An 11715-nucleotide genomic window follows, 5' to 3' on the forward strand; every position below is an offset into this window, starting at 1 on the left:
CCCCCCCGCGGCGGCGGGCCGCGGCCCCCCCCCCCCCCCCCCGCGGGGGCGCCGCCCCCCCCCCCCCCCCCACTACCGTCGATTCGTCACACGCCCATGTAACGGCCCGGGCGGTGGTTGAACATCAGCACCAGGCTGAGCACCACCGCGCCGATCGCCGAATACAGCACCTTCGACGGCGACAGCACGAAGAACGCGGCCACCATCAGGCAGGCGTCGTAGGACATCTGCACCTTGCCTGCGCTCCAGCCGCGGGTGCGCTGCAGGTACACCGCCAGGATGCCGATGCCGCCGAGGCTGGCACGGTGGCGGATGAAGAACAGAATGCCCAGGCCCGACAACGCACCACCGACGATCGCCGAATACAGCGGGTTGATGTGCGAGAAATCGATCCAGCGCGGCAGCAGGTCGGTCAGCACGCCACAGGCGGTGACCGCGGCAAAGGTCTTCAGGGTGAACTCCCAGCCCATGCGCCGCAGCGCCACCCAGTAGAACGGCAGATTGACCAGCACGAACACCAGGCCGAAGTTCCAACCCATTGAGTAGTGCAGCAGGAAGGCCATGCCGGCCATGCCGCCGATCATCAGCCCCCCCTTGGCGAAGATGGCCAGGCCCAGCGAGGCCACCATCGTGGCCAGCACCATGCCCTGCACGTCCTCGGCAATCGAGTGGCGCAGCGCTTTTTCGTCGGCGGTGGTGCCGGCACTGTCGGGCGGCGGGGTCAGCGGACCGGCGGTGACCAGGTGGCCGTCAGCGTCGTCGCACGGCGCGGGGCCATGGGCGGGAAGGGACATACGGGTGGGGGAACAGCAGGTGGGGAGCGATATTAGACACGATCTGCATGACAGTTGCAGATGAAATCGTTCAGCTGCGCTGCCCATTCAGGTTACTCCGGAGGTGTCACCGGCAGCACGGCCAGCATGTCCTCGCCATCATCGTCCATGCCGGTCTCGACGAAACCGAAGCTGCCATAGAAGGCGCCCGCCACCGGATTGCGCGGGTTGTAGCAGATCTCGATCTCGGCCAGGCCGGGCGTGTCCCGGATCTGCGCCAGCGCCAGTTCCAGCGCGCGCCGCCCGATGCCACGCCCCTGCCAGCGCTGGTCGACCATGAAGCGCCAGATCGAGATGCGCTGCGGCGTCTCCGGCACCCACATGAAGAACCCGACCAGCTCGCCATCGGCCTGGATGGCGCGGGTCTGGTAGCCGGGATGGAATGCTGCCTGCACCAGCGACCAGGTATTGCCGGCCACGAAATCCTGCTGCGCCTCGCTGACGTCGAGATCGCATACCGCTTCGTAGTTGTCGAGGGTGATCGCTTCCAGCGTGACCTGCATATGGGCGTCCTGCCTCGGGATGAACGCCCAGTCTGCCTGACCCTGGAGGCCGTGTGGCCAGACCCCACACGATCGTTCAGCGCAGGGTTGCCTGCTCAGCCCTTTCCGGCCAGATGGTGCGCCACCAGCGCGTTGGCGTGGCCATGGCCCAGCCCGTGCTCGCTTTTCAGGAAGCTGACCAGTTCCATGTGTTTCAGGCCCTTCTTGCCCGCCAGCAGCCCGAACCAGTGCGCCACCGGCTGCCCGTAGGTCTTCTCGATGGAGGGGAAATACGAGGCCGGGCCTTTCGGCTTGGTGTCAGTGCTCATGTGCAGCTCCTGTTGAAAGTCATCCGTTCGACGAACCACAGACGCAGAAATCGACAACCCCACACGTCCAGACAGAACGAGCTCCAACCCCACCTCGCCCGACAGACCGCAGCCAACTCTCGAAGGCGGGGTGGGTCCGGTTGAGGGGGTGTGAGCGGCATGGATGCCGCGACCAAGCCCCCACGGATGGGTTTACGGCGTCCCCCTCAACCGGACCCGCCCCGCCATCCCACGGATAGCCTGCTTTTGAAGTTGACGTTGCCGTTGACGTTGTTTCGGCAGGTGCCGGGCGCAGCCCGGCCGTATCATCCCGTCATGCCCCGTGAAAACCTCAACGACCTGCAGGCCTTCGTCCACGTTGCCCGCGAAGGCAGCTTCACCAGGGCCGCCGCCCAGCTGGGTGTCTCCCAGTCCGCGCTCAGCCACGCCATGCGCGGCCTGGAAGAGCGCCTCGGCGTGCGCCTGCTGACCCGTACTACCCGCAGCGTGTCCACCACCGAAGCCGGTGCGCGCCTGCTCGAGACTCTTGCCCCGCGCCTGGCCGAGATCGAGGACGAACTCGCAGCACTCGCCGAGTACCGCGAACGCCCAGCCGGCACCATCCGCATCAATGCCACCGGCCATGCCGCCGAATACATCGCCTGGCCGCGGCTGGCGCCATTGCTGCAGCAGTATCCGGACCTGAAGGTGGAACTGGCTGCAGACTACGGGCTGGCCGACATCGTCGCCGAGCGCTACGACATCGGCATTCGCCTCGGCGAACGGCTCGCGCGCGACATGGTCGCGGTGCCGATCAGCCCGCCGCTGCGCATGCGCGTGGTCGGTGCACCCAGCTACTTCCACCAGTACGTGGTGCCGCGGCATCCCCACGATCTGGCCAACCACAACTGCGTCACCCTGCGCCTACCTACGCATGGCGGGCTGATGCCGTGGGATTTCGGCCAGGACGGCAACGAACTGAGCGTGCGCGTGACCGGTCAGTGGACCTTCAACACCATGGGCATGACCCGAGCGGCTGCGCTGGCCGGCAGCGGATTGGCCTGGCTGCCGGAAGATCAGGTGCAGCCGATGCTGGACGATGGCCGGCTGCAGTCGGTGCTGGACGATTGGTGCCCGCACTTCGATGGCTACTACGCGTATTACCCGTCACGCCGCCACGTCACCGTGGCGATGCGCACGGTGCTTGATGCGTTGCGCGGGCCGATGGCTGGATGAGGTGTGCGGACCAACGGTCCGCACCCACCCCGGTCCGCACCCGCCAGAGACAGGGTGGCCCGGCGGTCAGCCCTTGGCCTGCGCGGCGCGCTGCGCGTTGTAGCGCTCACCGACAATCGACACTTCATCCAGCGCCTGCGCGATGCGTTGCAGTTCCTCCGGCGCCAGCTGCAGGTCGGCCGCGCCCAGGTTTTCTTCCAGGCGATGGACCTTGGTGGTGCCCGGAATCGGCACGATCCACGGTGCCTGCGCCAGCAGCCAGGCCAGCGCCACCTGCGCCGGCGTCGCGCCACGTGCGGCAGCAATCGTGCTGATGCGATCGACCAGTGCCTGGTTGGCACGACGCGCTTCCACTTCGAAACGCGGCACGGTGTTGCGGAAGTCGTTGGCGTCGAAGGTGGTATCGGCGTTGATCGCGCCGGTCAGGAAGCCACGGCCCAGCGGGCTGAACGGCACGAAGCCGATACCCAGCTCCTGCAACGTCGGCAACAGTTCGCGCTCCGGCTCACGCCACCACATCGAGTACTCGCTCTGCACGGCGGCCACCGGCTGCACTGCATGGGCGCGACGCACGGTGGCGGCACTGGCCTCGGACAGGCCGAAGTGGCCGACCTTGCCTTCGGCGATCAGGTCGCGAACAGTCCCAGCGACATCTTCGATCGGCACGTTGGGGTCGACGCGGTGCTGGTAGAACAGATCGATATGGTCGGTGCGCAGGCGCTTGAGGCTGGCCTCCGCCACCGCGCGGATGTTCTCGGGACGGCTGTCCAGCCCGGTATCGACGCGCGCATCCTTGAAGCCGAACTTGGTGGCGATCACCAGCCTGTCGCGGTACGGCGCCAGCGCCTCGCCGAGCAGGTCTTCGTTGGTGTAGGGGCCGTACACTTCGGCGGTGTCGAAGAAGGTCACGCCACGCTCGACGGCGGCCTGCAGCAGGGCGATGCCCTGGCTGCGCTCCACCGGTTGGCCGTAGCCATGGCTCAGGCCCATGCAGCCCAGGCCCAGGGCGGAAACCTTCAGGCCACTGCGGCCGAGTTCACGTGTCTGCATCGTCGTGCTCCAGAGGGGGAGCGCTGACGATACGCCTGCACCGGCCGCCGATTGAATGGGCAACATTGCAGTTGGTCATGACTGGAATTCATCAATACGGGCAGCCGCCCGCCCGTAGAGTCGAGCGTGCTCGACTCGAAAAGAACAGTCGAGCAAGCTCGACTCTACGGAACACCCAGGTCACCGGATCTCGGAGATCTCCACGCCATCCAGCCCCTGCGACAGGGTGCGGGCGTCGCCGCCCTGGCTGAGCTTGATGCGCAGGCGCACTTCGTTCTGCGAATCGGCGTAGCGCAGCGCGTCCTCGTAGCTGATCTCCCCAGCCTGGTACAGCTCGAACAGGCTCTGGTCGAAGGTCTTCATGCCCAGCTGGACCGATTCCTTCATCAGCTCCTTCAGCTTGTGGATCTCGCCATCGCGGATGTAGTCCTGCACCAGCGGCGTGCCCAGCAGGATTTCCATGGCGACCTTGCGCGAGCGACCGTCCGGCGACGGCACCAGCTGCTGCGCGACCACGCCCTTCAGGTTCAGCGACAGGTCCATCAGCAACTGGTTGCGGCGGTCTTCCGGGAAGAAGTTGATGATGCGGTCCATCGCCTGGTTGGCGTTGTTGGCGTGCAGCGTGCACAGCACCAGGTGGCCGGTTTCGGCGAAGGCAATGGCGTGGTCCATGCCTTCGCGGGTGCGCACTTCGCCGATCATGATCACGTCCGGCGCCTGGCGCAGAGTGTTCTTCAGCGCCGCTTCCCAGCTGTCGGTATCGATGCCCACTTCGCGCTGGGTGATGATGCAGCCTTCGTGCTTGTGCACGAATTCGATCGGGTCTTCGATGGTGATGATGTGACCGGTCGAGTTCTGGTTGCGGTAGCCGATCATCGCCGCCAGCGAGGTGGATTTACCGGTACCGGTGGCGCCGACGAACAGGATGATGCCGCGCTTGGTCATCGCCAGCGTCTTGATGATCGGCGGCAGGCTCAGTTCTTCCACGGTGGGAATGCGCGTCTCGATACGACGCAGCACCATGCCCACCTGGTTGCGCTGGTAGAAGCAGCTCACACGGAAGCGCCCCACTCCGGCCAGGCCGATGGCGAAGTTGCACTCGTGGGTCTTTTCGAACTCCTCGCGCTGCGCCGGGGTCATCACGTTCAGCACCAGGTCGCGGCTCTGCTGCGGGGTCAGCGGTGTCTGGGTGATGGGCGAGATCTTGCCGTTCACCTTGATCGCCGGCGGCATGCCGGCGGTGATGAACAGGTCGGAGGCGCGCTGGTGCGCCATCAGCTTGAGGAACGAAGTGAAATCGATGGTGCTGGCGGTGCTGTTCATGGCGGGCTCCCAATGGGCATGTGCCAGAGATCGGTCGATGGCGGAACGTCAATGCGGCGACCACGCCTGTGCGGGCCGCCGCGCCGAAGCCGTCCTTACTCGAACAGGCGCTTGTCCTTGGCGTAGTCGCGGGCCTGGTTGCGGGTGATCAGGCTGCGCTTGACGAGGTCCTGCAGGTGCTGGTCCAGGGTCATCATGCCGTACTGCTGGCCGGTCTGGATGGCCGAGTACATCTGCGCCACCTTGTCCTCGCGGATCAGGTTGCGGATGGCCGGGGTGCCGACCATGATTTCCCACGCAGCGGTACGACCGCCGCCGACCTTCTTCAGCAGCGCCTGCGAGATCACTGCACGCAGCGACTCGGACAGCATCGAGCGCACCATCGGCTTTTCGCCGGCCGGGAACACGTCGATGATACGGTCGATGGTCTTGGCCGCCGAACTGGTGTGCAGGGTGCCGAACACCAGGTGGCCGGTTTCCGCGGCGGTCAGTGCCAGGCGGATGGTTTCCAGGTCGCGAAGTTCGCCGACCAGGATGATGTCCGGGTCTTCACGCAGCGCCGAGCGCAGCGCTTCGTTGAAGCCATGCGTGTCGCGGTGCACTTCGCGCTGGTTGATCAGGCACTTCTGCGAGGTGTGCACGAATTCGATCGGATCCTCGACGGTGAGGATGTGGCCGTATTCGTTCTTGTTGATGTAGTCGATCATCGCCGCCAGCGTGGTCGACTTGCCCGAGCCGGTCGGGCCGGTCACCAGGATCAGGCCCTGCGGCTGCTGGATCACTTCGCGGAACAGCGGCGGGCAGGCCAGGTCCTCAAGGGTGAGCACCTCGGACGGAATGGTACGGAACACCGCACCGGCGCCGCGGTTCTGGTTGAACGCGTTCACACGGAAGCGCGCCAGCGACGGGATCTCGAAGGAGAAGTCCACTTCGAGGAATTCCTCGTAATCGCGGCGCTGCTTGTCGGACATGATGTCGTACACCAGCGCGTGGACCTGCTTATGGTCCAGGGCTGGGATGTTGATCCGGCGCACGTCGCCGTCCACGCGGATCATCGGCGGCAGGCCTGCGGACAGATGCAGGTCGGACGCTTTGTTCTTTACGGAAAACGCCAACAGCTCGGCGATATCCATGAGCGGCTACTCCCCAATAACGGCTTCGACTGGAAGGATCTTTCCCCGGGCGGCAGTATAGCCTCCTGATTCAACGGAACGCGTTACGTGGCCACTCCCCTGCCCCAGATCCTGAGCAACCTGCATGCCGCCGCCGAGGCCGCTGGCAGGCCCGACCCACGCCTGCTGGCGGTGTCCAAGACCCAGTCGGCCGAGGCCGTGGCGGCGCTGGCCGCACAGGGCCAGCACGCCTTCGGCGAGAACTACGTGCAGGAAGCATTGGCTAAGATGCAGGCGCTGCAACACCTGGAACTGGAATGGCACCTGATCGGCCACCTGCAGTCGAACAAGGCCGATGCCGTGGCCAGCCATTTCGACTGGGTGCAGAGCGTGGACCGTCCCAAGCTGGTGACCGCGCTGGCACGCCATCGCCCGGTCGCGCGCGGCCCGCTGAATGTACTGATCCAGGTCAACGTCGACGACGAATCCAGCAAGCACGGCTGTGCACCAGAGGATGTGGACGCACTGGCCGCCGCGATTGCCGCCGAGCCCGCCCTGCGCCTGCGCGGACTGATGGCGATTCCCGCACCGTGGCCCGAAGCGGAGCGGCGTCGGGATGCATTCGTGCGCATGCGCACACTTTTCCAGTCGCTGGCTGCCCAGCACGCGCAGATCGACACGCTGTCGATGGGCATGAGCAGCGACTACGCCGAAGCCATCGCCGAGGGCGCCACCCTGGTGCGGATCGGCACCGCCCTGTTCGGCGCGCGCCCGCGCCCGGCCTGAATTTCCAAGGAGACTTCCATGGCAGCTGATTCCATCACCTTCATCGGCGGCGGCAACATGGCCCGCAGCCTGATCGCCGGCCTGATCCGCCAAGGCGTGCCTGCCGCGCACATCCACGTGGCCGAACCGGTTGTGGCACTGCGTGAGTCACTGGCGGCGGACTTCGGCGTGCAGGTGCACGACAACGCAACCGATGCGGCCGCACAGGGCCGCACCTGGCTGCTGGCGGTGAAGCCGCAGGTGCTGCGCGATGTGTGCCAGTCGCTGCAGGCGCTGGCGCAGGCGAACCAGCCGCTGGTGGTGTCCATTGCCGCCGGCATCACCAGCGCGCAGCTGGAACGCTGGCTGGGCGGCAATCTGCCGGTGGTGCGCGCGATGCCGAACACACCGGCCCTGCTCGGCGCCGGCGTGACCGGTCTGTATGCCACGCCATCGGTGGATGCACAGCAGCACGCGCGCGCCGAACAGGTGCTGGCCAGTGCCGGGCGCACGGTGTGGATCGACAGCGAATCGCTGATGGATTCGGTGACTGCCGTATCCGGCAGCGGGCCGGCCTATGTGTTCCTGCTGGCCGAAGCGATGGAAGCGGCAGGTATCGCCCAGGGCCTGCCGGCCGACGCCGCGCGTGCGCTGGTGGTGCAGACCCTGCTGGGAGCCTCGCGCATGCTCGATGAGGCCGGTGAAAGCCCGGCCGAGCTGCGCCGTCGCGTGACCTCGCCGAACGGCACCACCCAGGCCGCGATCGAGAGCTTCCAGGCCGGTGGCTTCGAGGCGCTGGTGGACACGGCGCTGCGCGCCGCGCAGGTACGTGGGCAGGAACTGTCTGCGGCGAATGATTGAAACAGGCGTGCCGACCAACGGTCGGCACCCACCGTCATCCACGCGTGGCGTGGATCTACTGATGGAATGCACGGCGCTCCTTAGTAGATCCACGCCATGCGTGGATGCTCATTGCCCCAACGTGGCCGTGACAAAATCGACGAAGCACTGCAACCGCGGGCGCGGCCGTCGATCCGGCAGGTAGATCAGGTGCATCGGCCGCGGTTCGGGCAGGTAGTCGCTCAGCAACGGCTTCAACCGCCCTGCCGCGATTTCGCCGGCCAGCAGTGCGGTCGGCTGCAGCACCAGCCCTGCGCCGGCCACCGCCGCTTCACGCAGCGCAACCCCGTCATTGCAGGTCAGGCGCGCCTCCCAGTCCACCTGTTCGCCGTTGGCCAGCTGCCAGCCATGGCCGCCGCGCCAGGCTAGGTGGCTCAGGCAATCATGTCCCTGCAGATCCGCGGGCGTGCGCGGCGTGCCGCGTCGGCGCAGGTACGACGGTGCCGCACACAGGCTCATTGCATACGGCGGCAGCGGTCGCGCCACCACCTCCTGCGATGGCAGCGGCCCGACCCGGATCGCCACGTCGAAGCCGTCCTCGATCAGGTCCACACGGCGGTTGCTCAGATGCAGTTCGATGTTCAACTGCGGCTGCGCGCGCAGCAGGCCGGCCAGTTGTGGCGCCAGTACGCAGCTGCCCCAGGTGGTTGGCGCGCTGACCCGCAGCAGTCCGCGAGGTTGAAGCTGCAGGCCAGCCACGTCGGCCTCGGCCTGCTGCACCTGCTCCAGCACCTGCCGGCACCCGGCCAGGTAGGCGCTGCCGGCTTCGGTCAAGCGCTGGCGGCGGGTGTTCCGTTGCAGCAGCGCGGTACCCAGGTGCGCCTCCAGCTGCTGGATGTACTTGCCGACCATCACCGCCGACACCTGCAGCTGTTCGGCGGCTCCTGCAAAGCTTCCGCACTCGGCCACGGCGACGAAGGCCTGCATGCAGCGAAGGGTATCCATTGCTAATCCAGAGTTAGGAATCTGCGAAGCATACGCCGCTTACCTAACCCACTGTGAGTGGCGCAGACTGCGCCCATTCCCCCTCTCGCAAGGAACGGCCATGAAGATTCTCCTCGTCGGTGCCAGCGGCACTCTCGGCCAGGCAGTCGCCCACCAGCTCGGCCAGCAGCATCAGATCCTCGCCGCCGGCCGCAACAGCGGTGAACTGCGCGTCGACCTGACCGACGACGCCAGCGTCGCCGAACTGTTCTCGCGCACCGGTCCGGTCGATGCAGTGATCTCCACCGCTGGCAAGCTGCACTTCGGTCCGCTGAAGGACATGACACCCGAGCAGTTCAACCTCGGCCTGCAGGACAAGCTGCTGGGCCAGGTGCGGCTGGCACTGCTCGCCCAGCACCACCTCAATGCCGGCGGCTCGATCACCCTGACCAGCGGCATCGTCAGTGCACAGCCGATCCGCGATGGCGCCAACGCCACCTCGGTGAATGCCGCGCTGGAAGGCTTCGTGCGTGCCGCGGCGTTGGAGCTGCTGCCGCGTGGCCTGCGCATCAACGTGGTCAGCCCGAACGTGCTGATCGAATCGATGGCAGCCTACGGCCCCTATTTCCCAGGCTTCGAAGCGGTGAGCGCGCAGCGTGCGGCGCTGGCCTTCCAGCGCGCGGTGGAAGGCATCCAGAGCGGCGAGACGATCACGGTCTGGTAAGAAAAAAGGGGACGGAGGGGATTAAGTCATTAATGCACAAACGACATAATCCCCTCCGTCCCCTTTTCGCGGGTCACTCCCAGCGCATCGGGCCGTCGCCGCGTTCACCGAGGACGTCTTCGGGGTTGGCCAGGCGGCAGCGCTGCAGCGACAGGCAGCCGCAGCCGATGCAGCCGGTCAGTTCGTCGCGCAGCAGTTCCAGCATGTGGATGCGCTCTTCCAGCTCGGTGCGCCAGCGCGCGGACAGCTTGGCCCAGTCGGCCTTGGTCGGCGCGCGGCCCTCGGGCAGGCTTTCGAAGGCACGGCCGACAGCTTCCAATGGCATGCCGACCCGTTGCGCGACGCGGATCACCGCCAACCGTCGCAGCACGTCACGGCTGTAGCGCCGCTGGTTGCCCGAGGTGCGCAGGCTGCTGATCAGGCCCTTGCGCTCGTAGAAATGCAGCGCGGAAACCGCCACGCCACTGCGCTGGGCGACTTCGCCCACGCTCAGTTCCTGGGACACCATTGCTTGACCTCAACCGTTGTTGAGGTGTCATGCTGCTATCTTCGCCGCCAGTTGACAAGCGCGGCCCGCATCTGACCCGTATGACCCCGACCCTCTCGCCCGCCGACGCCATCGCGCCGTCCGATACGTCGATCCTGTCCTCGCGCTACCGCGCCACCACCATCGGCATGGTGGCGCTGGTGGCGCTGCATGCCTTCGAAGCCCTGGCGGTGGCCGCCGCCATGCCAACCGTGGCCGAGGGGCTGGACGGCCTGCGCCTGTATGCGCTGGCCTTCGGCGGCACCCTGGCCACCAGCGTGATCGGCATGACCTTGGCCGGGCGCTGGGCCGACCGCCAGGGGCCGGCGCGTCCGCTGTGGCATGGGCTGGCCTGCTTCGTGCTGGGCCTGCTGCTGGCCGGCTTCGCAATGCGCATGGGCATGCTGGTTGCGGGCCGACTGCTGCAGGGCCTGGGCGCAGGCGCGATCTCGGTTTCACTGTACGTGATGGTCGGGCGCAGCTATCCCGAGCACCTGCGCCCGAAGGTATTCGCCGCGTTCTCGGCCGGCTGGGTGGTGCCGTCAATGATCGGCCCCGCGCTGAGCGGGCTGATCGTGCAGCATCTCGGCTGGCGCTGGGTGTTCCTGGCCGTGCCACTGCTGGCGGTCCCGGCCGCGCTGCTGCTGCGCCCGGCGCTGGCGCGCATGCAACCGAGCGATGCAGGAAACAGCGACGATGGTCGCGGCAATGTGGTGCGCTGGGCCAGCGGCGCCTCGCTGGCGGCGCTGCTGCTCTACTTCGGTGGCCAGCAGCGCGGCCTGCCAGCGCTGCTCTGCATTGGCGCAGCGCTGCTGGCGCTGCTGTTCTGTGTGCATCGCCTGCTGCCCCCCGGCACATTGATCCTGCGCCGCGGATTGCCCAGCGTGATCGCGCTGCGCGGCGTCGCGGCGGCCGCATTCTTCGCCTGTGAGGCCTACCTGCCACTGCTGTTGCAGCGCGAACGCGGGCTCTCGCCCAGCTGGGCCGGCGCGGTGCTCAGCCTCGGCGCATTGGGCTGGTTCGCCGGTTCATGGCTGCAGGGCCACCAGCAGTGCGGCTGGTCACGCCAGCAGCTGCTGCGCGTAGGCACACCGCTGATGACGATCGGTATCGCCGCCACACTGGCCGTGCTGTTCAACGCAGTGCCGCTGCCGGTGGCCCTGGTCGGCTGGGCCATGACCGGTTTCGGCATGGGCATGATCTACGCCAGCCTGTCGGTGCTGACGCTGTCGTTGTCCGCACCGCACGAGCAGGGTGCCAACACCTCGGCACTGCAGCTGAGCGAGGCGCTGTCGGTGACCACCGCGCTGGCGGCTTCCGGCGCACTGTTCGCGCTGTTCGTGCAAAACGCACCCCACACCGGCTACGTGCTGTGCCTGGCGATCACCTTCGGCCTGGCGCTGCTGGCCACGGTGATCGCGCGGCGGGTGTAGCACCGCCGCATTGCGGTAGTGGGGGGGGGGGGGGGGGGCCCGCCGCCCCCCCCCCCCCCCCCGGGGGTTGGGGGGGCGCCGGCGGGGCCCCCCCGCGGC

The 11715-nt window shown here is 67.1% G+C and carries 13 protein-coding genes; 5 read left to right on the top strand and 8 right to left on the bottom strand.

The features are described 5' to 3' along the window. Window positions 1-86: 86 nt before the first annotated feature. The 3 genes from V3B46_RS06545 to V3B46_RS06555 form a co-directional block, all read right to left on the bottom strand. Entirely contained in the window at window positions 87-794 is a 708-nt protein-coding gene (locus V3B46_RS06545) for a YitT family protein (protein ID WP_032130182.1), read from the bottom strand. A gap of 92 nt (window positions 795-886) precedes the next feature. Beyond that, complete coding sequence (locus tag V3B46_RS06550) at window positions 887-1336, bottom strand: GNAT family N-acetyltransferase (protein ID WP_154262565.1); 450 nt, start codon at window positions 1334-1336, stop codon at window positions 887-889. Window positions 1337-1431: 95 nt separating this feature from the next. Beyond that, window positions 1432-1644 (bottom strand): DUF4287 domain-containing protein, encoded by a 213-nt coding sequence (locus tag V3B46_RS06555; RefSeq protein ID WP_014646220.1) that lies wholly within the window; start codon window positions 1642-1644, stop codon window positions 1432-1434. 315 nt (window positions 1645-1959) lie between these two features. Between V3B46_RS06555 and V3B46_RS06560 the strand changes: the two genes are divergently transcribed. After that, complete coding sequence (locus tag V3B46_RS06560) at window positions 1960-2859, top strand: LysR family transcriptional regulator (protein ID WP_154262564.1); 900 nt, start codon at window positions 1960-1962, stop codon at window positions 2857-2859. 66 nt (window positions 2860-2925) lie between these two features. Here the strand turns inward: V3B46_RS06560 and V3B46_RS06565 are convergent, their stop codons facing one another. The 3 genes from V3B46_RS06565 to V3B46_RS06575 form a co-directional block, all read right to left on the bottom strand. Continuing rightward, window positions 2926-3909, bottom strand: a complete 984-nt coding sequence (locus V3B46_RS06565) for an aldo/keto reductase (protein ID WP_154262563.1) — start codon at window positions 3907-3909, stop codon at window positions 2926-2928. A gap of 180 nt (window positions 3910-4089) precedes the next feature. Continuing rightward, entirely contained in the window at window positions 4090-5232 is a 1143-nt protein-coding gene (locus V3B46_RS06570) for a PilT/PilU family type 4a pilus ATPase (protein WP_329891442.1), read from the bottom strand. Window positions 5233-5327: 95 nt separating this feature from the next. Beyond that, the gene (locus V3B46_RS06575; protein ID WP_006422551.1) at window positions 5328-6365 is read right to left on the bottom strand and encodes a type IV pilus twitching motility protein PilT; all 1038 of its coding nucleotides are present in this window, start codon (window positions 6363-6365) and stop codon (window positions 5328-5330) included. 87 nt (window positions 6366-6452) lie between these two features. Here V3B46_RS06575 and V3B46_RS06580 point away from each other — a divergent pair, with 87 nt between their 5' ends. Beyond that, a complete protein-coding gene (locus V3B46_RS06580; RefSeq protein ID WP_329891443.1) occupies window positions 6453-7130 on the top strand; it encodes a YggS family pyridoxal phosphate-dependent enzyme in 678 nt (225 codons plus the stop codon). Between the two features lie 18 nt (window positions 7131-7148). Continuing rightward, window positions 7149-7970, top strand: coding sequence for a pyrroline-5-carboxylate reductase (gene proC, locus V3B46_RS06585; protein WP_154262561.1), 822 nt, complete (start codon window positions 7149-7151; stop codon window positions 7968-7970). Between the two features lie 108 nt (window positions 7971-8078). Here proC and V3B46_RS06590 read toward each other — a convergent pair whose 3' ends face one another. Further along, entirely contained in the window at window positions 8079-8954 is an 876-nt protein-coding gene (locus V3B46_RS06590; protein ID WP_329891444.1) for a LysR family transcriptional regulator, read from the bottom strand. Window positions 8955-9054: 100 nt separating this feature from the next. Here V3B46_RS06590 and V3B46_RS06595 point away from each other — a divergent pair, with 100 nt between their 5' ends. Next, a complete protein-coding gene (locus V3B46_RS06595; RefSeq protein ID WP_154262559.1) occupies window positions 9055-9657 on the top strand; it encodes a short chain dehydrogenase in 603 nt (200 codons plus the stop codon). Between the two features lie 73 nt (window positions 9658-9730). Here the strand turns inward: V3B46_RS06595 and soxR are convergent, their stop codons facing one another. Beyond that, window positions 9731-10165 (bottom strand): redox-sensitive transcriptional activator SoxR, encoded by a 435-nt coding sequence (gene soxR, locus V3B46_RS06600; protein ID WP_125428541.1) that lies wholly within the window; start codon window positions 10163-10165, stop codon window positions 9731-9733. A 29-nt stretch (window positions 10166-10194) separates the two neighbouring features. Here soxR and V3B46_RS06605 point away from each other — a divergent pair, with 29 nt between their 5' ends. Beyond that, entirely contained in the window at window positions 10195-11616 is a 1422-nt protein-coding gene (locus V3B46_RS06605; protein ID WP_329891445.1) for an MFS transporter, read from the top strand. The last annotated feature ends 99 nt before the right edge of the window (window positions 11617-11715 follow it).

Source organism: Stenotrophomonas sp. SMYL11 (genome assembly GCF_036320005.1).
In the GTDB taxonomy this organism is placed as follows: Bacteria; Pseudomonadota; Gammaproteobacteria; order Xanthomonadales; family Xanthomonadaceae; genus Stenotrophomonas; species Stenotrophomonas maltophilia_A.